The organism is Pseudomonas sp. Pmew2 (assembly GCF_058129885.1).
Genome location: NZ_CM176702.1, coordinates 83,274 through 105,792, shown reverse-complemented (window position 1 = coordinate 105,792; position 22,519 = coordinate 83,274). Strand labels below are relative to the sequence as shown.

Annotated in this window: 21 protein-coding genes; 9 read left to right on the top strand and 12 right to left on the bottom strand. The window is 58.6% G+C overall.

The window, feature by feature from the left end:
- Positions 1–16: 16 nt before the first annotated feature.
- Positions 17–1,825, bottom strand: a complete 1,809-nt coding sequence (gene oadA, locus AC4ANK_RS00475) for a sodium-extruding oxaloacetate decarboxylase subunit alpha (protein ID WP_031595766.1) — start codon at positions 1,823–1,825, stop codon at positions 17–19.
- A gap of 11 nt (positions 1,826–1,836) precedes the next feature.
- Entirely contained in the window at positions 1,837–3,252 is a 1,416-nt protein-coding gene (locus AC4ANK_RS00470) for an acetyl-CoA carboxylase biotin carboxylase subunit (protein ID WP_002555912.1), read from the bottom strand.
- A 161-nt stretch (positions 3,253–3,413) separates the two neighbouring features.
- On the opposite strand from AC4ANK_RS00470, the gene AC4ANK_RS00465 reads away from it, so the two are divergent.
- Positions 3,414–4,364 carry a LysR family transcriptional regulator gene (locus tag AC4ANK_RS00465; protein WP_002555913.1) on the top strand — a complete coding sequence of 317 codons (951 nt, stop codon included), beginning with the start codon at positions 3,414–3,416 and terminating at the stop codon, positions 4,362–4,364.
- On the opposite strand, the gene AC4ANK_RS00460 is transcribed toward AC4ANK_RS00465, so the two are convergent.
- Complete coding sequence (locus AC4ANK_RS00460) at positions 4,318–4,503, bottom strand: PA3496 family putative envelope integrity protein (protein WP_004659112.1); 186 nt, start codon at positions 4,501–4,503, stop codon at positions 4,318–4,320. The genes AC4ANK_RS00465 and AC4ANK_RS00460 overlap by 47 nt on opposite strands.
- Before the next feature lie 141 nt (positions 4,504–4,644).
- The gene (hexR, locus tag AC4ANK_RS00455) at positions 4,645–5,511 is read right to left on the bottom strand and encodes a transcriptional regulator HexR (protein ID WP_002555915.1); all 867 of its coding nucleotides are present in this window, start codon (positions 5,509–5,511) and stop codon (positions 4,645–4,647) included.
- A gap of 317 nt (positions 5,512–5,828) precedes the next feature.
- On the opposite strand from hexR, the gene uvrD reads away from it, so the two are divergent.
- The 3 genes from uvrD to AC4ANK_RS00440 all read left to right on the top strand — a co-directional run bounded on the left by uvrD (position 5,829) and on the right by AC4ANK_RS00440 (position 9,777).
- Positions 5,829–8,012, top strand: a complete 2,184-nt coding sequence (uvrD, locus tag AC4ANK_RS00450) for a DNA helicase II (protein ID WP_002555917.1) — start codon at positions 5,829–5,831, stop codon at positions 8,010–8,012.
- A 384-nt stretch (positions 8,013–8,396) separates the two neighbouring features.
- Positions 8,397–9,239: a Tim44 domain-containing protein gene (locus AC4ANK_RS00445; RefSeq protein WP_002555918.1), complete on the top strand. Its 843-nt coding sequence runs from the start codon at positions 8,397–8,399 to the stop codon at positions 9,237–9,239.
- A gap of 130 nt (positions 9,240–9,369) precedes the next feature.
- A complete protein-coding gene (locus tag AC4ANK_RS00440; protein ID WP_002555919.1) occupies positions 9,370–9,777 on the top strand; it encodes an SMI1/KNR4 family protein in 408 nt (135 codons plus the stop codon).
- A 40-nt stretch (positions 9,778–9,817) separates the two neighbouring features.
- Here the strand turns inward: AC4ANK_RS00440 and AC4ANK_RS00435 are convergent, their stop codons facing one another.
- Positions 9,818–11,581 (bottom strand): cation:proton antiporter, encoded by a 1,764-nt coding sequence (locus AC4ANK_RS00435; protein WP_002555920.1) that lies wholly within the window; start codon positions 11,579–11,581, stop codon positions 9,818–9,820.
- 293 nt (positions 11,582–11,874) lie between these two features.
- On the opposite strand from AC4ANK_RS00435, the gene AC4ANK_RS00430 reads away from it, so the two are divergent.
- On the top strand, positions 11,875–12,360 hold the full coding sequence (locus AC4ANK_RS00430) for an acyl-CoA thioesterase (RefSeq protein WP_002555921.1): 486 nt from the start codon (positions 11,875–11,877) through the stop codon (positions 12,358–12,360).
- A 47-nt stretch (positions 12,361–12,407) separates the two neighbouring features.
- On the opposite strand, the gene pdxY is transcribed toward AC4ANK_RS00430, so the two are convergent.
- A complete protein-coding gene (gene pdxY, locus AC4ANK_RS00425; RefSeq protein ID WP_002555922.1) occupies positions 12,408–13,274 on the bottom strand; it encodes a pyridoxal kinase PdxY in 867 nt (288 codons plus the stop codon).
- A 118-nt stretch (positions 13,275–13,392) separates the two neighbouring features.
- Here pdxY and AC4ANK_RS00420 point away from each other — a divergent pair, with 118 nt between their 5' ends.
- Positions 13,393–13,785 (top strand): DUF3301 domain-containing protein, encoded by a 393-nt coding sequence (locus tag AC4ANK_RS00420; RefSeq protein ID WP_002555923.1) that lies wholly within the window; start codon positions 13,393–13,395, stop codon positions 13,783–13,785.
- A gap of 108 nt (positions 13,786–13,893) precedes the next feature.
- On the opposite strand, the gene AC4ANK_RS00415 is transcribed toward AC4ANK_RS00420, so the two are convergent.
- Positions 13,894–14,865, bottom strand: a complete 972-nt coding sequence (locus tag AC4ANK_RS00415) for a CobW family GTP-binding protein (RefSeq protein ID WP_002555924.1) — start codon at positions 14,863–14,865, stop codon at positions 13,894–13,896.
- Between the two features lie 52 nt (positions 14,866–14,917).
- On the opposite strand from AC4ANK_RS00415, the gene AC4ANK_RS00410 reads away from it, so the two are divergent.
- Positions 14,918–15,292: a hypothetical protein gene (locus AC4ANK_RS00410; protein WP_002555925.1), complete on the top strand. Its 375-nt coding sequence runs from the start codon at positions 14,918–14,920 to the stop codon at positions 15,290–15,292.
- Positions 15,293–15,296: 4 nt separating this feature from the next.
- On the opposite strand, the gene AC4ANK_RS00405 is transcribed toward AC4ANK_RS00410, so the two are convergent.
- Positions 15,297–15,947: a DUF1826 domain-containing protein gene (locus AC4ANK_RS00405; RefSeq protein ID WP_002555926.1), complete on the bottom strand. Its 651-nt coding sequence runs from the start codon at positions 15,945–15,947 to the stop codon at positions 15,297–15,299.
- Complete coding sequence (gene zigA / locus AC4ANK_RS00400; protein WP_002555927.1) at positions 15,947–17,158, bottom strand: zinc metallochaperone GTPase ZigA; 1,212 nt, start codon at positions 17,156–17,158, stop codon at positions 15,947–15,949. Before zigA ends, AC4ANK_RS00405 begins: the two co-directional genes overlap by 1 nt.
- Before the next feature lie 140 nt (positions 17,159–17,298).
- On the opposite strand from zigA, the gene AC4ANK_RS00395 reads away from it, so the two are divergent.
- Positions 17,299–17,682, top strand: coding sequence for a hypothetical protein (locus AC4ANK_RS00395; RefSeq protein WP_002555928.1), 384 nt, complete (start codon positions 17,299–17,301; stop codon positions 17,680–17,682).
- A gap of 5 nt (positions 17,683–17,687) precedes the next feature.
- On the opposite strand, the gene AC4ANK_RS00390 is transcribed toward AC4ANK_RS00395, so the two are convergent.
- Positions 17,688–18,920, bottom strand: coding sequence for an N-acetylmuramoyl-L-alanine amidase (locus tag AC4ANK_RS00390; protein WP_057425472.1), 1,233 nt, complete (start codon positions 18,918–18,920; stop codon positions 17,688–17,690).
- Positions 18,921–19,119: 199 nt separating this feature from the next.
- Positions 19,120–19,641 (bottom strand): DUF3617 domain-containing protein, encoded by a 522-nt coding sequence (locus AC4ANK_RS00385; protein ID WP_002555930.1) that lies wholly within the window; start codon positions 19,639–19,641, stop codon positions 19,120–19,122.
- A 159-nt stretch (positions 19,642–19,800) separates the two neighbouring features.
- Here AC4ANK_RS00385 and cls point away from each other — a divergent pair, with 159 nt between their 5' ends.
- The gene (gene cls / locus AC4ANK_RS00380) at positions 19,801–21,240 is read left to right on the top strand and encodes a cardiolipin synthase (protein WP_002555931.1); all 1,440 of its coding nucleotides are present in this window, start codon (positions 19,801–19,803) and stop codon (positions 21,238–21,240) included.
- Positions 21,241–21,286: 46 nt separating this feature from the next.
- On the opposite strand, the gene cfaB is transcribed toward cls, so the two are convergent.
- Positions 21,287–22,474, bottom strand: coding sequence for a C17 cyclopropane fatty acid synthase CfaB (gene cfaB / locus AC4ANK_RS00375; RefSeq protein ID WP_002555932.1), 1,188 nt, complete (start codon positions 22,472–22,474; stop codon positions 21,287–21,289).
- Positions 22,475–22,519 lie beyond the last annotated feature (45 nt).

Genomic DNA, 22,519 nt, shown 5'->3' with positions numbered 1-22,519 from the left:
ATCTGTATGTGCCCGGTCAGCCTTCGATCTCGACCAGAACCTCACCCGGATTGACGCGGTCGCCCTTGGCAACGTGAATCGCCACAACCTTGCCCGCGACCGACGCCTGGACCTCGGTTTCCATCTTCATGGCTTCGGTGATCAATACCGCCTGCCCTGCTTTGACCATATCGCCTTCCTTGACCAGCACATCGACGATATTGCCCGGCATGGTGGTGCTGACGTGGCCCGGTGCATGAGCCTGCTTGCGTTTGCTGGCACCGCCGCCGACAAATTCGTTGAGCGGTTCGAACACCACTTCTTCCGGCATGCCATCGATGGATAGGTAGAAGTGGCGCTTGCCCTCGGCTTTGACGCCCACGCCGGTGATGTCGACCCGATAGGTTTCGCCGTGCACATCAATCACGAACTCGGTCGGCACGCCCTCGCCGCCCGCTCTGGCCACGCTTCCGGCTTCGGGAATCGGCAGCAGCGCTTCCGGCGTCAGCGTTCCAGCTGCACGCTCTTCAAGAAACTTGCGGCCGATGTCCGGGAACATGGCAAACGTCAGCACGTCCTCTTCGGATTTGGCCAGTGCGCCGATATCGGCACGCAGCTTGGTCATCTCCGGCCTGAGCAGATCGGCCGGGCGAACATCTATCAGTTCTTCATTGCCAATGGCCTGACGACGCAGCTTTTCATCCACCGGCCCCGGCGCCTTGCCATAACCGCCCTGTAGATAAAGCTTCACTTCATTGGTGATGGTCTTGTAGCGCTCGCCAGCCAGCACATTGAAGAACGCCTGAGTACCGACGATCTGTGAGGTCGGCGTTACCAGCGGTGGATAACCGAGGTCTTTGCGCACGCGCGGAATTTCAGCCAGCACTTCGCCCATGCGATTGAGCGCGCCCTGCTCCTTGAGCTGATTGGCCAGGTTGGAAATCATCCCGCCAGGCACCTGATTGACCTGCACACGGGTATCGACCGCCGTGAATTCGCTTTCGAACTGGTGATACTTCTTACGCACCGCGTAGAAATACAGACCAATTTCCTGCAACAGCTCCAGGTCCAGCCCGGTGTCGAACTCGCTGCCCTTGAGCGCCGCAACCATCGACTCTGTGCCCGGATGACTGGTGCCCCAGGCAAAGCTGGAGATCGCCGTATCAATATGATCCGCGCCGCTTTCAATGGCCTTGAGCTGGCACATGGCAGCCAGGCCTGCGGTGTCGTGGGAGTGAATGAACACCGGCAGCGACTGTTCGGCTTTCAGCGCCTTGACCAGTTCACCCGTGGCATAGGGAGTCAGCAGACCGGCCATGTCCTTGATCGCCACCGAATCGCAGCCCATCGCTTCCATCTGCCGGGCCTGTGCGACGAACGCTTCGATGGTGTGCACCGGGCTGGTGGTGTAAGCGATGGTGCCTTGCGCATGCTTGCCCGCAGCTTTTACCGATTCGATGGCAACGCGCAGGTTACGCACATCGTTCATGGCATCGAAAATACGGAACACATCGATACCATTCACCGCCGCCTTGGCGACGAACGCCTTGACCACGTCATCGCTGTAATGCCGATAGCCCAGCAGGTTCTGGCCGCGCAGGAGCATTTGCAACCGGGTATTGGGCAAGGCCGCGCGCAGTTGACGCAGGCGCTCCCATGGATCTTCCTTGAGAAAACGCACGCAGGCATCGAAGGTCGCGCCGCCCCAGACTTCCAGCGACCAGTAACCGACCTTGTCGAGCTTGTCGCAGATCGGCAGCATGTCCTCGGTACGCATGCGGGTCGCCAGCAATGATTGGTGAGCGTCACGCAGGATGGTGTCGGTTACGAAAATCTTCTTGGACATTTCACTATTCCTTACAGACCGGCGTGTGCGGCAATGGCGGCGGCGATGGCCAGAGCCAGCTCTTCGGGTTTGCGCTTGATCGAATAATTGGTCAGCTCGGGGTGGCTCTCGACAAAGCTGGTGTTGAATTCACCGCTGCGAAATTCCGGGTTACGCAGAATTTCCTGGTAATAGGCAGCCGTGGTCTTCACTCCTTGCAGGCGCATGTCATCCAGCGCACGCAGGCCACGGTCCATCGCCTCCTCCCAGGTCAGCGCCCAGACGATCAGCTTCAGGCACATCGAGTCGTAAAACGGCGGAATGGTGTAGCCGGTGTAAATCGCCGTATCGGTGCGCACGCCTGGTCCTCCGGGCGCGTAATAGCGGGTGATCTTGCCGAAACTGGGCAGGAAGTTGTTCTTCGGGTCTTCGGCATTGATCCGGAATTGCAGGGCAAAACCGCGGTGAATGATGTCTTCCTGCTTGATCGACAGCGGCAGGCCGGACGCAATACGGATCTGCTCGCGAACAATATCGATGCCGGTGATTTCTTCGGTGATGGTGTGCTCGACCTGAACCCGGGTATTCATTTCCATGAAGTACACCTCGCCCTCGGCGAGCAAAAACTCCACGGTCCCTGCGTTCTCGTAACCGACAGCCTTGGCCGCACGCACCGACAGATCACCGATATAAGCACGCTGCTCGGGAGTCAGTTGCGGGCTGGGGGCGATTTCGATGAGCTTCTGGTTACGGCGCTGAATCGAGCAGTCGCGTTCGAACAGATGCACTACATTGCCGAAGCTGTCACCGAGAATCTGCGCTTCGATGTGCTTGGGATTGACGATGCACTTCTCGAGAAACACTTCCGCCGAGCCAAAGGCCTTGGTTGCTTCGGAAATCACCCGGGGGAAGGCCTGCTCGAGCTCTTCGCGGCTGTTGCAACGGCGTATGCCGCGCCCGCCGCCGCCGGAGGTGGCCTTGAGCATTACCGGGTAACCAATACGCTCGCCTTCGACCAGCGCCTCGTCGATGTCCGCGACGTTGCCTTCGGTGCCGGGCGTAACCGGCACACCGGCCTTGATCATGCTGCGCCGCGCTTCGGTCTTGTCACCCATGCGACGAATCACTTCTGCGGACGGACCGATAAACTTAATGCCACGTTCAGCACAGATGTCGGCCAGCTCGGCGTTCTCCGACAGAAAGCCATAACCGGGATGCAGCGCATCGCAGCCAGTCTCTACCGCCAGATTCACCAGCTTGCGCGGGTTCAGGTAACCGGCCAACGGTTCGGCACCAATGCTATAGGCTTCGTCAGCACGCTTGACATGCAGGGCATGCCGGTCGGCATCGGAAAAGATCGCGACCGAGCGAATACCCATCTCGGCGCAGGCACGCACGATCCGGACGGCAATCTCCCCGCGGTTGGCGATCAGAATTTTTGTTATCACTGGCGTTTTCCTCGACCCGTTTTTGTAACAGGGCATGTGACTGAATGCCGCAGGGACACCCTATGCCGAATCAAGGATTAACAAAAATGAGTAAAAGTTGGGACATGCATAAGTAAAAGCTTATAGTTGACGCTTCTTGTCGTCTCAGGAAGCTTGTATAAATGCGTAAGTCATTGATGCGTATGACATTGCGTCAGCTGCGTATTTTCAATGAAGTATGTGATCTGCGCTCATACAGCCGTGCAGCCGAAGAGATGTCTCTGACGCAGCCTGCCGTCAGCCTGCAGATTCGCCAGCTTGAAGAGCTGATCGGCCAGCCGCTGTTCGAATACGTCAGCAAAAAGCTCTACCTGACTGAGGCGGCGCAGGCACTGCAACTGGCCAGCCGGGATATTTTCGGACGCCTGGAAAGTCTCGACATGCAGCTTTCGGACATGCAGGGCTCGCTGCAAGGCCAGTTGAAGCTGGCGATTGAATCCAGCTGCAAGTATTTCATCCCTCACCTTTTCGCTGCATTCAAACGCCAGCACCCGGAAGTCAGCCTGAGCCTGATGGTTGTCAATCGTGCACAGATAATCAGGCGATTATCGGACAACCGCGATGATCTTGTAGTGATGTCAGCGGTTCCGCTGGATATGGGTCTGGAGTTTCTACCCTTTCTCAACAACCCGATTGTGGCCGTAGCACCACCCGACCACCCGCTGAGCAGCCATGCGACGCTGAATTTGAAAGACCTGGAGCCCTGGCCGTTGCTGACCCGGGAAACGGGGTCAGGTACACGCCGGGCCTGCGAGGAGTACTTCAAAGAGAAACGCGTGCATTTCACGCAGACGCTGGAGGTGTCTTCCAGCGAGGCGCAACGTGAATGCGTGGTCGCCGGACTGGGCCTGGCGATGCTGACACGGCATGCGGTCTGCCAGGAACTCGCCACCGGTGCCCTCGTGGAGCTACCCGTGGCGGAGCTGCCGCTGTATCGAAGCTGGTGCGTGGCTCAGGCCCGAGACAAACGCCTTTCACCCGTGGCACATGCCTTTCTTGCGTTCATCCGCACCGAACGTGCGCAGATCAACCAGCTTGTCGAGCGTTTCGACGGTCGACCGCGGGCAACTTGATAGTCTGCCATACAGCGTTGTCGATACCATCCATGTAGTCACACAGCTCCTGATTAAGCTGACGCGCTTCACTGTAGCTCTCAATAGCCCGACGAAACTCCATGCGGCGCTGGTCTTCCTGCTGGCGGCGGGTTTTCACGGTGCTGGTAGGTAAATCATCGTAATGCCGAGCCATATCCTGTCTCCCAATACGTTTTGTGGGAGCACCAGAATGGAGCGCGACAGTGACAATCAGGCGGCATGCAGATGACAGATCGATGAATTACGCTCGGTTGAGCGATCAGTCTTCGTGAGTCTTTATCGACTTCGGCGACAGACGCAAGCCGCGCAGGCTGCGCTTGACGCTCTTGAGGTGATTGACCAGGCTCGGGCCGCGGGCCATTGCCACGCCCATCGCCAGCACATCGATCACCACCAGGTGCGCGATACGGGACGTCAGCGGCGTGTAGATTTCGGTGTCTTCATGTACATCGATGGCCAGATTGACCGATGACAGCTCGGCCAGCGGCGTCTGGCTTGGGCACAAGGTAATCAGCGTCGCGCCGCTCTCGCGGACCAGATTGGCGGTGATCAGCAAGTCCTTGGAGCGCCCCGACTGGGAAATGCATACCGCGACGTCTGTCGGCTTGAGCGTGACCGCCGACATCGCCTGCATGTGCGGGTCGGAATACGCTGCCGCGGTCAGCAGCAAACGAAAGAACTTGTGCTGCGCATCGGCAGCCACTGCACCGGAAGCGCCAAACCCATAAAATTCGACCCGATTGGCCCCGGCCATGGCCGTGACTGCCATCTGTAAAGCATGGGGGTCGAGGTTTTCGCGCACTTCCATGAGCGTGTGCAGGGTAGTGTCGAAAATCTTCAGGCTGTAGTCGGCGACCGAATCGTCTTCGTGAATCGCGAACTGGCCGAAACTCGCACCCGCTGCCAGACTCTGCGCCAGCTTGAGCTTGAGGTCCTGAAACCCGGTGCACCCAATGGCGCGGCAGAAGCGCACGATGGTTGGCTCGCTGATGCCGACGCTGTGCGCCAGATCCGCCATGGAACTGTGCATCACAGCCGCAGGGTCAAGCAGCACATGATCGGCAACCTTGAGCTCCGATTTGCGCAGCAAATTACGTGACTGGGCGATGTGTTGCAGCAGATTCAAGGGGCAGACTCGGCAAAAGGAAGATGGGCTGGGTTGTAGCTTTCTTGTAGTTATACTACATGACCTGCAAACCGCCCAGTTAAACGACGCTGAAACCTGTTACACGGGCCCTGAATGGGTGAATCGAAAAAAATTGTGGGAATAATCCTACATTAAGCGGAATCCTGCGCCTGGCCTGCGAATGGCCAATCTTCAAGGTCGACTGACCGCGCTCGACCCTGCAACGCTCGACGACCGGTCGTCAGCACCCGGTCATTTTTATTGCCTGACGCAAAGCATGGTTTGCCCGGCATGACGCAGCACCCTAGAATGCGCGGATGCGCGATGATCTCTCTCTTCTTCTGAATTCCCTCAACGATGCCCAACGTCAGGCCGTAGCCGCCTCATTGGGTCGTCAGTTGGTCCTGGCTGGTGCTGGCTCCGGCAAAACCCGTGTGCTGGTGCATCGCATCGCATGGCTGATGCAGGTCGAGCAAGCCTCCCCGCATTCGGTTCTGTCGGTGACGTTCACCAACAAGGCTGCCGCCGAAATGCGCCACCGCATCGAGCAGCTGATGGGCATCAGCCCTGCTGGCATGTGGGTGGGCACCTTCCACGGTCTGGCCCACCGCCTGCTGCGAGCGCACTGGCAGGAAGCCGGGCTGGTGCAAACCTTCCAGATTCTCGACAGCGATGACCAGCAGCGCTTGGTAAAACGCGTGATGCGCGAGCTGGGCCTGGATGAGCAACGCTGGCCTGCACGTCAGGCACAGTGGTTCATCAACGGCCAGAAAGATGAGGGCCTGCGCCCGAAACATATTCAGGCCAGCGGCGATCTGTTCCTGACCACCATGAAAAGCGTCTACGAAGCCTACGAGGTCGCCTGTCAGCGGGCTGGCGTCATCGACTTCTCCGAACTGCTGCTGCGCGCACTCGACCTGTGGCGCGATAATCCGGGTTTGCTCGCGCATTATCAGCGTCGTTTCCGCCATGTATTGGTGGATGAATTCCAGGACACCAACGCCGTGCAATACGCGTGGCTACGCCTGCTCGCTCAGGGTGGCGACAGCCTGATGGTGGTCGGCGACGACGATCAGTCCATTTACGGCTGGCGTGGCGCGAAGATCGAGAACATTCACCAGTATTCCTCTGACTTCCCGGACACCGAAGTCATCCGCCTGGAGCAGAATTACCGCTCCACAGCGAGCATCCTCAAGGCCGCCAACGGCTTGATCGTCAATAACAGCGGCCGACTGGGCAAGGAGTTGTGGACTGACGTCGGCGATGGCGAGCTGATCAACCTGTATGCCGCTTTCAACGAACACGATGAGGCGCGCTATGTGGTCGAGACCATCGAAAGCGCGCTGAAAACCGGCATCTCGCGCAACGACATCGCCATTCTGTACCGTTCCAACGCCCAGTCGCGGGTGCTGGAAGAAGCCCTGCTGCGCGAACGTATTCCATATCGCATTTACGGCGGGCAGCGCTTCTTCGAACGCGCCGAAATCAAGAACGCGATGGCGTATATGCGCTTGCTGGAAGGTCGTGGCAACGATGCAGCGCTGGAGCGGGTGATCAACGTTCCGGCTCGCGGCATCGGCGAAAAGACCGTCGAAGCGATTCGCGAACATGCGCGTCATGCCGACGTCTCCATGTGGGAAGCCATGCGCCTGCTGGTCGCCAACAAGGGCCTGACCGGCCGCGCCGCCACGGCCCTGGGCGGGTTCATCGAGCTGATCGAGAACCTGTCGGCGAAGGTCATGGAGATGCCGCTGCACCTGATGACCCAGACGGTTATCGAGCAGTCCGGGCTGATCACCTATCACGAGCAGGAAAAAGGCGAGAAAGGCCAGGCGCGGGTAGAAAACCTTGAGGAACTGGTCAGCGCGGCCCGTGCTTTCGAGAATCACGAAAGCGAAGAAGACCTGACGCCACTTGCAGCGTTTTTGGGGCATGCCTCGCTGGAAGCAGGCGACACCCAGGCGCAGGAGCATGAAGACAGCATTCAGCTGATGACCCTGCACAGCGCCAAGGGCCTGGAGTTTGCGCATGTGTTCCTGGTGGGCATGGAGGAAGGGCTGTTCCCGCACAAGATGAGTCTGGAAGAGCCGGGGCGCCTGGAAGAAGAGCGACGTCTGGCTTATGTCGGCATCACCCGCGCCATGAAACAGCTGGTGATGACCTACGCCGAAACGCGTCGTCTGTACGGCAGCGAAACCTACAACAAGGTCTCGCGTTTTGTACGCGAGATTCCGCCGGCGCTGATCCAGGAAGTACGCCTGTCCAACAGCGTGAGTCGCCCGTTCGGTGGCACTCCGAAGTTCAACAGCAGCAGCCTGTTCAACGGCACCGGCATTCCGGAAACCGAGTTCACCATGGGCCAGCGTGTACAGCATGCGGTGTTCGGCGAAGGCGTGATCCTCAACTTCGAGGGCGCTGGCGCTCAGGCACGGGTGCAGGTCAACTTCGCCGAAGGCAGCAAGTGGCTGATGATGGGCTATGCGAAGCTGGTGCCGTTGTAGCGTTCAGGGTTTGGGCGCGGTGCCAGTTCTTGTTCCCGCGCTCGGCGTCATACATTAGTCCGCTTTTGATTCTGGCCGCAGGCCGTGGGAGCGAGCTTGCTCGCGAAGGCGCTGTTTCAGTCGATACATTTTCGGCGATTATAAAGACCTTTTCGCGAACAAGTTCGCTCCCACGCCCTTCGGGCAGAAGCACAGAGGCCATTTATTCCGGGCGTTTCAAGACCTGTGTATAACCTCGGTGCGTGGGGCTAATCACAAGTCTTACGAAGCGTGCTGAAAAGTCCTACGCTATTTGTGTAAAAGTCCGAAACACTAACGCGCTGGTCATGTCGTCGCACGCTGTGCAACATGGCGCGCGTGCAATCACAAAACGGGAATACCCTTATGCAACGTTTTTTAAGCATCGCGATGGCGCTGTGCATCGGGCTCACCATGAGTCTGGATGTGAACGCCGCGCGTTTCGGTGGCGGCAAAAGCATGGGCTCGGCGCCTACGCATCAGACACGTCAGGCCGCACCCTCCACGCCTGCGGCAGCGCCTAACGCTGCGGGCCGTCCTGCGCCTGCGGCAAGCGGTGCGTCGCGCTGGCTGGGCCCATTGGCCGGTATCGCTGCCGGTGGCCTGCTCGCGTCGATGTTCATGGGTGACGGCTTCAACGGCCTGCAACTGTTCGACATCCTGATCATGGGTCTCATCGCCTTCCTGATCTTCCGCTTCATTGCGCGTCGTCGTCAGCAGCAACAGCCGAAAATGGCCGCTGCCGGCGCACCGTACCAGCGTGAAAGCAGCCAGCCTGCGCAGAACCCGATCTTCGGCAGTTCCTCACCGGCCTCCGCTGCGCCAGTGATCAACGCCCCGGCCTGGTTCAACGAAGAGCGCTTTCTGGAAGCCGCTCGTGGCCACTTCCAGTCGCTGCAGCAGCACTGGGACGCCAACGAAATGGACAAGATCGCCGAGTTCGTTACCCCGCAAATGCTGCAGTTCCTGAAAAAGGAACGTGCGGACCTGGGCGATGGCTTTCAGTCGACCTACATCGACAACCTCCAGGTTCAACTGGACGGTGTGGATGATCGCGCCGACAAGACCATCGCTACCCTGACCTTCTCGGGCGTGTCCAAGTCGTCGCGCTTCGACCAGGGCGAAGTGTTCAGCGAAAGCTGGAATATGGAGCGCCCACAGGGTGATAACCAGCCGTGGCTGGTAGCAGGAATTCGCCAGAACGGTTGAACCAGATTCCTTTCTCGCGTTCAGAACCCCGGACATGTCCGGGGTTTTTGCTTATCCGTTCGGATAGTTATTTTGAGAAAGGCTTTACGCTACTGTATAACCCGCGCCATCAAGTGAGAGGATCTGTGTCGTGGAAGAAGTCATCGAACAACTGCGTGAAGCAAACGAACCGGTCCCGGTTCCGCTTGAGCTGCCAGACGAAGACCAACTGGTCGAAATTGAAGAACAGCTGTTCATCAATATTCCGTTCGTCTTCAAAGAGTTTCTCCTGACGGTCAGCGATGTGGTGTACGGCAGCCTTGAGCCCGTCACCGTGACCGATGCGCAGTCGCACACCTATTTGCCGGACGTGGCCGCCACGGCCTGGGATCTGGGCGTGCCGCGCGAGCTGATTCCGATCTGCCAGGACGGCGACGACTACTACTGCGTCGAAGAAGACGGCACGGTAGTGCTGTGGTCCGCCGAAGAGGAACTGGTCACCGAGGAAAGCTGGGAGTCAGTCTGGCACTGGGCTCGGGATATCTGGCTGGAAAGCTGAGACACCCCGTTTGGTAAAGACTGTAAGGTAATCGCCGGGCTCAATGCCCGGACGATTCCTGATTATTGCCCAGCGTCTCCAGCAGCGCGATCTGCATCCGCGTATGCACGCGGATCAGCCAGCGCCAAAGCAGTGCCGCAACCAGAGCGGCAATCAGGGCGATGACCAGCAGCAATTCGTTGGCAGGCAGAATGCTTGCCGACAATGCTGCCAGCATCACGAAAATCACCACCAGCGACAACAGCGGAATCACTTCCGCCACGACCTTGCGCACCCGCACGGTATGTCGGCCCGCCATCTCGGGTTTGACGCCCATCTCCGCCAACAGCATCGACAGCGCCTTGAGCTTGCGATACGCCGCAATCAGAAACGGCAGCGACAGCAGCAACGCCGCGCCGCAGATCCAGGCTTTCTGGTGACTGACATCCGCCACCCATTCGTCCATGTACCCGCCAAGATGCTCGGCAAAATAGCCGCCGCTGAAGAAAATCGCCATTACCAGCGCCAGATTGACCCCGACCTGTAGCAGAATCCTCCGGATCATTCCGGCAAGCACTGCACTTTGCCCTTGTGGCTGAATACTGCGCAGCCATTCACCGTACATGCCGAACACCCGCGCAACCCGCCGGGGCATGATCGACGCCAGCTTGAGTGACAGCGGATCAGCACCGCGAATCAGATAGGGCGTCAGCAAAGTAGTAATGGCTGATACCGCCACTGCCACCGGGTAGAGAAAGTCGCTGGTGACCTGCAGGGTCATGCCCAGCGCCGCGATGATGAAGGAGAACTCGCCAATTTGTGACAGCCCCATCCCCACGCGCAATGAGGTGCGACCGTCATTGCCGGCGATAAACGCCCCAAGGCCGCAAGACAGCATTTTGCCCAGCACCACAGCGACAGTGATGACTGCAATCGGCCAGGCATATTCCAGCAGGATTTTCGGGTCGATCATCAAACCGATGGCGACAAAAAAGATTGCGCTGAACATGTCGCGAACCGGTTCTATCAATCGCTCGATTTTCAGCAGCTCACGCGACTCGGCCATGATAGCGCCGATCAGGAACGCGCCCAGCACCATGCTGTATTCCAGCTTGACCACCAGCAGGCAGAAGCCGAAACACAGGCCCAGCACGGTAATCAACAGCATTTCATTGCTTTCGAACCTGGCGACATAAGACAGCAAACGGGGCACCAGCAGAATCCCGACCACCAGCGCTACGATCATGAACAGCGACAGTTTGCCGACCGTGGAAAACACTTCCCCCGAACTGACGGAGCCGCTGACTGCGATGCCGGACAACAGCGCAATAATGCCGATGCCGAGAATGTCTTCGACGATCAGCACACCGAAGATCAACTGGGCAAAATGCTGGTTCTTCATCTTCAGGTCGTTGAGCGCCTTGACGATGATGGTGGTGGAAGAGATCGCCAGAATCGCGCCGAGAAACAGCGAGTCCATGGTTTTCCAGCCAAAGAACTGGCCGATCTCGTAGCCGATCCAGATCATCAGGGCAATTTCCAGGAAAGCCGCGATGAACGCCGTCGCGCCGACCTTGAACAACTTGCGCAGGCTGAATTCCAGCCCCAGGCAGAACATCAGGAAAATCACTCCCAGTTCGGCCAGAATCTTGATGGTGTCCTCATCGTGAATCAGGCTGACCGGTGGTGTATGCGGACCGATAATGAAGCCCGCCACGATATAACCGAGCACCACTGGCTGCCTGAGACGGTGAAAAAGGATGGTCACCACGCCGGCCACCAGCATGATCACTGCCAGGTCCTGAATGAAATTGATGGCATGCATGGGGATACGGCTCCTTGTGGGTGATGACTCCTAAAACCGCTGGCGCTGTTCTTGCAACGGCGTCGGCGGGTAATTGCGCCATCAAAATCGGATGAAAGCGTAGGAAAATTCCCGATCCACGGTTTTTTGCAGGTTAACACCGCCCCCTTCGACATAAAGCCGGTGCAATATATGGAAACAGATAGTTATGACGCGTGACGGCCGCCTGCTGGCCAGCGTCCCGATAACTGTCGCAAGCCCCATTGAGCGCCAGCATAGGCGCCCCTTGAACACCTTGACCGTGTGAGTACGCTATGGAACCCGGAAACGCCCAGCTGTCGATGACTGTATTGATGACCCCGGACATGGCCAACTTCTCTGGCAATGTACACGGCGGTACGTTGCTCAAGTACCTGGACGAAGTGGCCTACGCGTGTGCCAGCCGCTACGCCGGACGCTATGTGGTAACGCTGTCGGTGGACCAGGTGATTTTTCGCGAGCCGGTGCATGTCGGCGAACTGGTGACCTTTCTCGCCTCGGTCAATTACACCGGCAACACGTCCATGGAGGTGGGCATCAAGGTGGTCACCGAAAACATCCGCGAGCGCTCGGTACGCCATTCCAACAGTTGCTTCTTCACCATGGTTGCCGTGGACGACAATCGCAAACCCGCCAGCGTACCGCCTCTGGAACCGGAAACACCGGAAGGCAAGCGTCGTTTCATTCAGGCGCAACAACGCCGCCAGATTCGTCAGGAACTGGAAAAGCGTTACCAGGACATCAAGGAAGAAGCCTTGTAAAGGACAGGCTCAGACATGGATGCTGAGCCCTCGGTTGCATCTGAAGGTTACAGACGCACAGCGTCGAACTTCACCCGTGGGTGCGCGATGCGATCCTGGGCGCGCACCAGTTCCAGCTCGTAACTGCCGCAAGCCTGCGTTTCGAGCAGCACTTCGTGGACTGCCGCTGCGGTGAATTCGAACGCTGCGACCAGATCGTCGCCCAATAAAATGCGTGACAGAAACAACCCGGACGTCAGATCCCCCACACCGACCGGCTGGCGTGGAAATGCCAATAGCGGGCGACGCAGGTGCCAGCTTGCCTCGGCGGTCACCAACAGCATTTCAAAGCCGTCGGCAGCCTTGCCGGGGTAATCAAGGTGTTTGACGACAACCGCTTTGGGGCCACGCGCCAACAAAGCCCGCGCCATCGCCAGGCAGTCGGCCAGCGATTCGGGCTTGCGGCCAGAGAAGCTGTCCAGCTCCAGTTGATTGGGGCACATGAAATCAGCCATGGCCGCAGCCTCTTCCAGCAGGAAGTCGCTGACTTCAGGCGCAACGATGCAGCCTTTTTCAGGATGGCCCATCACCGGGTCGCACAGGTACAGCGCCTTCGGATTGGCAGCCTTGATGCGCGCCACGCCGGTCAGAATCGCCCTGCCCTGCGCCGCACTGCCCAGATACCCGGACAGCACGGCATCACAGTTGCCCAGCTCGCCGATGGCGGCTATCCCCTCGATCAGCGCGGGAATCTGCTGCGGGGCCAGCACTTCGCCTGTCCACTGCTTGTATTGCGTGTGGTTGGAAAACTGAACCGTATTGAGCGGCCAGACATTGACCCCGATACGCTGCATCGAGAACACCGCTGCGCTGTTGCCGGCGTGGCCGAATACCACATGGGACTGGATAGCGAGCAAGTGAGGCGTACGTTTCATTGGGGGCGGAATCCTGAACACGATGCAAATGCAATAATGAGAAATATAAGTTGCGCAGTATGGCTGTAAATCACTCAGGGCAGTTAAGCTGGTAACTCCTACGCTGGAGCACTCCGTCATGCTGACCCTGGGAAACATCTTCGTGCTGATGCTGTTCGCAAGTGCTGCGGCCTGGTGGTGGCATGCCCATGGTCTGCGAGAGAAAGCGCTGGCGCGCGTCAAGCAGCATTGCGCACGCCTTGAGCTGCAACTGCTGGACGACGCCGTTGCCCTGCGCCGCCTGACCTTCGCCCGCGACGCTCAAGGCCGCAAGCGCCTGGCCCGCGTGTATGGCTTCGAGTTCACCGTGACCGGCGAGCAGCGTCACCCTGGCACGATCACCATGTTCGGCGCGCACACTGCGCAAATCGAACTGGCACCCTACCCGTTTGAAATCAAGACGCCACCACCCAGCGCTGAAATTATTCAAATGAGCGAGTGGCGTCAATCGCATCAGAAATGGAAGCAGTAGCGGCTGGTTAAATGCAAATCGTTGTGGGAGCGAGCTTGCTCGCGAAGAGGGCGTCAAAGCCCCCGAAAAGAGGGCGTTGAAGGGTCGCCTTCGCGAGCAAGCGGCGCATCACGCCAGACACTCCACCATCTGCGCCTGCAACTTATCCACATCCTGCGGTGTAGAGAAGATCAATTCCAGGCGTGAATCCTGACGCCATTCGCTGATTTGCCAGGCCAGCGGAGCACCGTCGACCACATTCCCGGAATACCAGCCGCCTTCGCTGTGGATAACCATCTTTGCCCGCCGCCACTCAATGCTTTCCAGCCAGTACAGAATGCGCTGCAGGTCGAAGCGCTGCGAGGGATGCCAGCGCCAGCCGATGCTCCAGCCTTCAGCACTTGCCTGAATCAGGCAGATCGGTACCTTCGGGTCGACCCATAGCGCAGGCAACTGGCCAACGCTGTTGGGCAGCATCAACTTATCCACAGCCTGTTTATCCACAACGGCAGCGGCGTTGAACCCCGGTATTTGGCTCGGGTGCAGCTCCCCGTATCGGGTCCAGATCAAGGCGTGCGGCAGCAACTGTTCGGCCAATGCCAAGCGAGAGACTTCATCCAGCTGCTCGGACTTGTTCATGACCACAAGCCCTGCATCCGCCAGTGCTTCCTGTTGAGTGCTCGGCAACGGTTGTCCGGCGAGCATTGCTTGCGCGTCCAGCACCACCACTCCGGGCTGAACATTCAGGACGCCACGCCAGGGCGCCTCGCGCAATTGCGCCATGAGTTGCGCAGGATGACCCAACCCCGAAGGCTCGATCAGCAGACGATCAGGCCGGGCCTTGCGCAACAACCGCCCCAGACCGATCTGGAACGGCACGCCATTGACGCAACACAGGCAGCCGCCAGCCACTTCGCCAAGTGCGATACCATCGGCATCCGTGGTCAGCAGGGCGGCATCCAGACCGATCTGTCCGAACTCATTGATTAACACGGCCCAGCGTTCATGGGCGGGTTTCTGCGCCAGCAGGCGTTTGATCAGGCTGGTCTTGCCGGCGCCCAGCGGGCCACCGATGACATGCGTCGGTATGTTTTGCAGCATGGGATCACTTTTGACGAATGCGTGGGTCATTGAAGAGCAAGGAAGGGTAATGATGCAAGTGATGTGGCTGCCCGCCCGCCTGGCACTGACGCTGCTGGCGGTGAGTTCGGGGACGGCGTGGGCCGAGGCGTGTCTGGTCCACAGCCAGGCCGAAAGGCTGGATGTGAAAGTCTGCCAGGAAAATATCAATATCCCGGCAGACCTGTTCCACGACAGCTTCTGCAAGCCACAACTGGCCGGGCAGAAGACCGAAACGACCTACTCGCAACAGTGCCCGGCAGGTGCCTTCGGTGTCTGTCGCAATGCGCAGGTCGCCAATCTGCCGTATCGCGAGCACATTCACTATTACGGGGTCGCCCGTGACGCGCTGTACCTCAAGCCCTTCTGTGAAGGCCAGAGCAAGGGGCAATGGGTAACGCCTGAATAAAGCTTCAGTCCAGCCAGTCCAGCGTCAGAATCAACCTGCGCTCGTTACGCAGCAGTTGCGGCGAGCGATGGATCAAACCGAAGCCTTCGTTACCGTGCCAGCGTTCACCTTTGAGCAACGCCACTTCCCCGCTGTTGATCTGCTGGATGTCGGCGGCATTGGTGGGCTCGGCATCGAGGCGACCGAGTTGTTTGCGGTCCATGACGTCTTCATGCAGCCACTGGCTGCCCACCCCGCCGTAAGTGGTGATGAGGCGCACCGGCACATGATCGACATGGAAACGCGGGCACATGGCTTTATCGAGCACCCGCAGGCGCAGGCCAACGCACTCGGCACCCAGCAGACAGGCATAAGCGCTGACCAGCCAGGAAACGTCGGCAATGAAACCCTGATACCCCTGCAAATCGGAATATCCCCGAGCCAGCGTGGTCAGGTCAGGCTCGACTTCACCCCCCCTTACTTGCAGGGGCATGGACTCGGCAAGGGGCTCGCCCATCGACAGCAACAAGGCACCGAAATCTTCGATGTGCGCAGGCAGCTGACGCTGCCAGACCGCAAGGTTGACGTCATCCTGGAGGATCTCGCTCAATACCTCAGGCGTGCCGCCGTGTGCCTGACGAACGGCGTTCTTGTCATTCAAACGATAGGCCAGCATCAGGCAGCCACCTCTTCTTCGTACCAGTCGCCAAAAGGATCGGCCAGCGTGCGCCAGCGCTCGACACCCGCCGCCATTTCCGCATCGGTGAGCAGGCAGTTATCCAGCTCGGCGGTCAGCCGTGCAAAATCGATGTTCTGGCCAATGAACACCAGTTCCTGACGGCAGTCACCGGTTTCAGTCGACCAGTTCTCCAGAATGGATTTGACGCTTTCTCTGTCCTCTGGCCAGCTTTCACGGTTCACGAAGCGCCACCAGCGTCCGGCAAAACCGTGGCGCATCAAGCCGCCCGCCTGCGACCAGCTACCTGCATCCTTGTATTTGCTGGCCAGCCAGAAGAAGCCTTTGGAGCGCAGCAGTTTGCCATTGGTCCACGGGCGATTGATGAAATTGAAAAAACGCTCCGGATGGAACGGGCGCCGGGCACGATAGGCAGTTGATGCTATGCCGTACTCTTCGGTTTCCGGCGTGTGTTCGCCGCGCATTTCCTTGAGCCAGCCCGGTGCCTGAGACGCGCGCTGGAAGTCAAAACGCCCGGTGTTGAGAATCGTCGCCAACGGCACCTGGCCCATCACCATCGGCACAATCTCGGCTTCGGGGTTGAGGCGCTTCAGGATCGCCATCAGCTCTTCACGCTCACTGGAGCTGATCAGGTCGATCTTGCTGAGCAGGATGACGTCGGCAAATTCGATCTGCTCGATCAGCAGGTCGGTAATCGAGCGGTCATCGTCTTCACCCAGGCTTTCACCGCGTGTGGACAAGCCGTCCGCCGCTTCGTAGTCGAGCAGAAAATTCACGCCATCGACGACGGTGACCATGGTGTCCAGACGCGCCAGATCCATCAGGCTTTTGCCAGCTTCGTCACGAAAAGTGAAGGTCTCGGCCACTGGCAGTGGTTCGGAGATTCCAGTGGATTCGATCAATAAATAGTCAAAACGACCGTCCTGAGCGAGGCGACTGACCTCTTCGAGCAAGTCCTCGCGCAAGGTGCAGCAGATGCAGCCATTGCTCATCTCGATCAGCTTTTCTTCGGCACGGTTCAGGCTGACATCGCGCTGAACTTCGCTGCCATCGATATTGATCTCACTCATATCGTTGACTATTACGGCAACCCGCAGGTTTTCACGATTGCGCAGCACATAATTGAGTAAAGTGCTTTTACCGGCCCCTAGAAAACCGGACAGAACGGTAACGGGTAGAAGATTTGCCATCAGGATTCTCCAGGCAGCTGCAAGGCTTGAACCTTGTTCATGTCGGCTGCAACGAATCCCTCAGGCAGCCGGTTCTAATCACATCGAGATGTTATAGTATAACAACACACAATAGCTACGGCCTTGGTGAAGGGATCTTCATGAGACGGGTTTCAAGAGGTTTGTTGGCGATGTTGATCAGCGCACACTTGATGGCAGCACCACCCAGGCCTTCTGCCGACCTCGCCACCTGTACGCGTAGCGCGACGGTGCTGGCGTGCAGCGATGCCCAAGGCAATAGCTACAGCGTGACCACAGCCGGATCGACGACCTGGTTGAAGGGTTACGAGGTACTCAATAAGCGCCGCTGGACGCAGACCAACAGTCGCTATGGTCAGCTGACGTTTTTTACCGGGCTGGCTTCCAATGGCGAAGCCTGGGTAGGCACTGTCCAGCGCGTGGGCTGGACAACAATCACGCGGGTGTCCAGCTCAAGCGGTACGCGCAGCAAGATCACCTGCAGCCGGCTGAACGGCTGCCGTTGACCTGATCAGACCTGCTGCTCCTGCTCCTGCTTCTGCGCTTGCAGCCAGGCCATGTGCGAATCCACTGGCGGGTTGCGCTGGAAATAGCGCTGCAGGCCATCGAACAAGCCGTCTGCAACGGCCTGCTGATGACGCGCTGTGACCAGACGCTGACTGTCTCGACTGTTGGAGATAAACCCGGTTTCGACCAGAATCGACGGTACGTCCGGTGACTTGAGCACGGCGAACCCGGCCTGCTCGACACGCTTCTGATGCAACGTGGTAATGCCTTCCAGACTGCCGAGAACGGTGTGGCCCAGTTGCAGGCTGGCTGCAATGGTAGCGTTCATCGACATGTCGAGAATCACCCCGGCAAGCATCGGGTCCTTGTCCTTGAGGTTGAGCAGCGACGAGGCACCCAACAAATCGGCACCGTTTTCTCGCTGAGCCATAAAACGCGCCGTTGCCGAGGTTGCACCGCCTTCGGAAAGGGCAAACACCGAAGCACCAGAGGCCGTCAGACGAGGCGCTGCGTCGGCATGTACGGAGATGAACATGTCTGCGTTGGACTTGTGCGCGAACTCGACGCGCTTGCGCAGCGGTACGAAGAAGTCATCGTTGCGCACCAGACGCACGTCGAAACCCTTCTCGCGCTTCAGGCGTTTGGCCAGCAACTGCGCGATGGAAAGCACCACATCTTTTTCGCGTTCACCCCGAGAACCTACAGCGCCCGGGTCCTTGCCGCCATGACCGGCATCGACCACCACCATGATGTCGCGTCCGGTGTGCGCCTTGTTGGTCTGGATCGGGACGGGCACCGGTGGCGGCAGCTCAGCCATCTGCACGGGCGCATGGGCCGTGGAACTCATGTCCAGCACCAACCGGTGTCCCTGCCCACCTTCCGGGCCGAGCAGGAAACTGTTGAGTTGCACTGGCGCGGTCAGGTCCAGCACGATGCGCGTGTCGTCACCCTGGCCGTAGTGCCCGGAGCGAATGGACTTGATAACGGTACGGTCCAGCGCCAGTTGGCTGAAGTCGCCGGTCAGCCGCGAACCGCTGACATCGATGATCAGACGGTCGGGGGCGGTAAGCGTGAAAGTTTTGTACTGCACCGGGCCGCTAAGGTCGAGGACCAGGCGCAGCTTGTCGTTGGTACGCCACAGGCGGGCGTTACGAATCTGTGTGGCATAGGCACCCAACGGCAACGTCAGAGCCGCGCTGGCCAGCAGCATGTTGAGCAACACTTGGCGTCGGTGCATGGAACATCTCAAAGAGCAAATTGAGCATCCCGGCTCACGAAGGGTTCATCCACATCATTAGTAATAATATAACATGCAGTTACGAACGAAAGATGAAGCCCTTCATGAAGATTCCGTCATCTGGCGCCCCGCCAACGTGACAAAAAATCACCGCCTTCAGACAGAGTGTTCCACGTGGAACATAACCCTCTGAATTTGATCAGGTACGCGGGGCGACATTGCCGCACTGTGGCCCCAGCCATACAGCGCGAGTGTCCATGCTGCCATTCTGTTGCTGACCAGTGGCGTTAAAAGTACCTACCACGTTTGTGGTGAACTCACGATCACTAAGGAACTGCGCCTGCCCGGTGCCCTGAGCTTTTGGGCAGCTAAACTGAAAGTTCCAGGTCTTGCCATTTCGCGCGGTGATTTTTTGCGTGCACCCGGAAGCCGGATCAGTCAGCGGGATGTTGTCAGACTGTACCTGAGCCTGTGTCAGGCAGGCTCTCACGCCCTTGCCGCCGAGCGACACGCCCTGCTTCTTCATCATCTGTTCCATCATGGCGCGCTGCTCAGGCGGCAGATTCTGCAATTGCCCCAGCATCAATTGCATGTCCGGCAATTGCTGTCCGTCCACCTTCATATTGCTCGACGTCAGTTCCCACAAGCCGGGTTGCAGCATCTGCGCTTGAGCCAGGGGGGTAGCCAGGCAAAACATCCAGGCCAATATGCGTTTGTTCATTTCAAGATTCCTGATGGACGATTGCAGATGTAAACGGGGCCGGAATCATCCAGCCGGAAGATAAGCCTTAGACGGCACAGGAGTCGCCCAGTTGCATGGGGAATAAAATACGTTCAGCTGTGGTCTGTTAGGCAGCAAAGACGAGGAGCATTGTTCCACATGGATTATCACGACCCGTACTTTTTTGGTTATGTCCTCGGCTTCATTCATTTGCTGGGCACAGGCGCCGCCATTCACGCCCTGCTGACGGTGCGTACCTCTCAAGGTGCGATTGCCTGGGCGATGCCGCTGCTGTTCATTCCGTATTTCACCCTGCTGCCTTATCTGGTGTTCGGCAGAAGCTCGTTCGACGCGTATATCAAGGCGCGTCGACAGGCCAACCAGGAAATGCGCATTGCGATTGGCAGCCTCAACTGGCGGCCGTGGATCGAGGAAGCTGTGGCAGCACGTCGCTCGGATGCCTATGCAGCGTTGCGCGCCATGCCCAAGTTGGGAAACATGCCTGCACTGGCCAACAACAAGGTCAGGTTATTGATTAATGGTGAGGAAACCTTCGGAGCGATCTTCAAAGCCATCCGTGAGGCGAAAAAGACAATCCTGATTCAGTTCTTCATCATTCATGACGACAACCTCGGTCGCCAACTGCAAACACTGCTGCTGGAAAAAGCCGCCGAGGGCGTAGGCATCTTTGTCCTTTATGACCGGATCGGTAGCCACGCACTGCCGGGGGCCTACATCGACAAATTGCGCGACGGTGGCGTGCAGATAAAAGCCTTTGCCACACGTGGCGGCTGGCTGAATCGCTTTCAGATCAACTTCCGCAACCACCGCAAGATCGTCGTCGTCGATGGCCTGAAAGGCTACATGGGCGGGCATAACGTCGGTGATGAATACATGGGGCTGAAGCCGCCGCTGGCACCCTGGCGCGATACCCATGTAGAAGTCATCGGCCCGGTGGTCGCCTGCCTGCAGGAGTCGTTCGCCGAAGACTGGTTCTGGGCCACCCGCGAGCTGTCACCATTGAGCCTGCCTGATGAGTTTCCCGAGGATGGTGTGCTCTGCCAGTTGCTGACCAGTGGCCCGGCCGATGCGCAGGAAACCTGCTCGCTGTTCTTCGTCGAAGCCATCCACGCTGCCGAAGAGCGCGTATGGATCACCAGCCCTTACTTCATACCTGACGAAGCCGTGACCGCTGCGCTGACCCTGGCGGTACTGCGCGGGGTGGATGTGCGCCTGCTGCTGCCCTCACGACCTGATCATTATGTGGTCTATGCCGCCTCCAGCCTGTACGCCTTCGATGCCGTGCGTGCCGGCGTGCGGGTATTCCGTTACGAACCAGGCTTCCTGCACCAGAAGGTCGTGCTGGTCGACAACGACATCACTGCCATAGGCAGCGCAAACCTCGACAACCGCTCGTTCCGCCTCAACTTCGAACTGATGCTACTGACGGTCGACAGCGACTTCTCCAGCCAGGTGGAATCCATGCTCACTGCCGACTTCAACCTCGCCCGCGAAATATCCGTGCAGGAAAGCCACGAAACGCGGCGCCTGCATCAACTGGGTATGCGCGTGGCGCGGCTGATTTCGCCGATTCTGTGACGCCCCTGCTCACTCAACACGCATGAGCGGGAACAACAGATAAGTCTCATCCATAAATATCCTCCCGCGTCAGCGGCAACCCGGTCTTGCCATCGGCAAAGGGCTTCACGGCGAGTATCTGGTGCAGGTTGATCCAGCCCTTGGCGAATCCATAGGCGCAGCCCGCCAGGTACAGACGCCAGATGCGCAGGGTATGTTCGGGCACGATACGGGCGGCTTCGCCGAGCCTTGATTCAAGCCGCGCGCTCCAGTGTTCCAGCGTTCTGGCGTAGTGCGGGCGCAGGCTTTCCACGTCGACTATTTCCAGCCCGGCTTCACTGATATGGGCGCTGATCATGGCCAGGTGCGGCAGCTCGCCGTTGGGGAATACATAGCGGTCGATGAACTCCCCGGCACCGCGCCCGACAGGACGCCCGTCCGTATGCCGGGCGGTGATCCCGTGATTCATGACCAGGCCGCCCTCCTTCACCGCACCGAACAGGCATTGCGCGTACAACGGCAAATTAGCGTGCCCTACGTGCTCGAACATACCGACGCTGACCACCTTGTCGAAGCGCGCATCCTGCGGCAGGTCGCGGTAGTCGAGCAGTTGCAGGTCGACCTTGTCCTGCAAGCCCTCGGCCTGCACTCGTTGACGGGCCAGCGTCAGTTGTTGCTCGCTGAGCGTGATGCCGAAAACCTTCGCGCCATATTCGCGAGCGGCAAACCGCGCCAGTCCGCCCCAGCCGCACCCCACGTCCAGCAGATACTCACCTGGCTTGAGCCGTAACTTGCGGCACAGGTGGTGGAATTTATCCTGCTGCGCCTGCTCGAGCGATTCGTCACCGGTCTTGAAGTACGCGCAGGAGTAGACCATCTCTTTGTCGAGCCAGAGCTGGTAGAAGTCGTTGGATACGTCGTAATGGTAGGCAATCGACGCGGCGTCAGTGTCCTTGTCATGCTGGACGCGGATCGGGTTGTCGGTGCTGTCATCATCATCCACAAGGGCATGAGTCAGTTCATCGCAAACCCGGACAACTTCGCTGATCGAACCTTCCAGCTCCAGCCGCCCCTCTACGAAGGCACTGCCCAGCAAGCCCAGGCTGGGGTGGTTGAAATCGGAGACCAGTTGCGGGTCCTTGACCACTATCGTGACGCTGGGCGCAGGCCCCAGGTCCATCTGATGGCCGTCCCAGAGCTTGAGCCGTAACGGCAGATGAAGATTCTGCAAGGTCGTTGGAAGTTGTGTAAGCATTCAAAATCACCCCCTTATCCAGAAACTCAAAAAGAGTAATCCAGC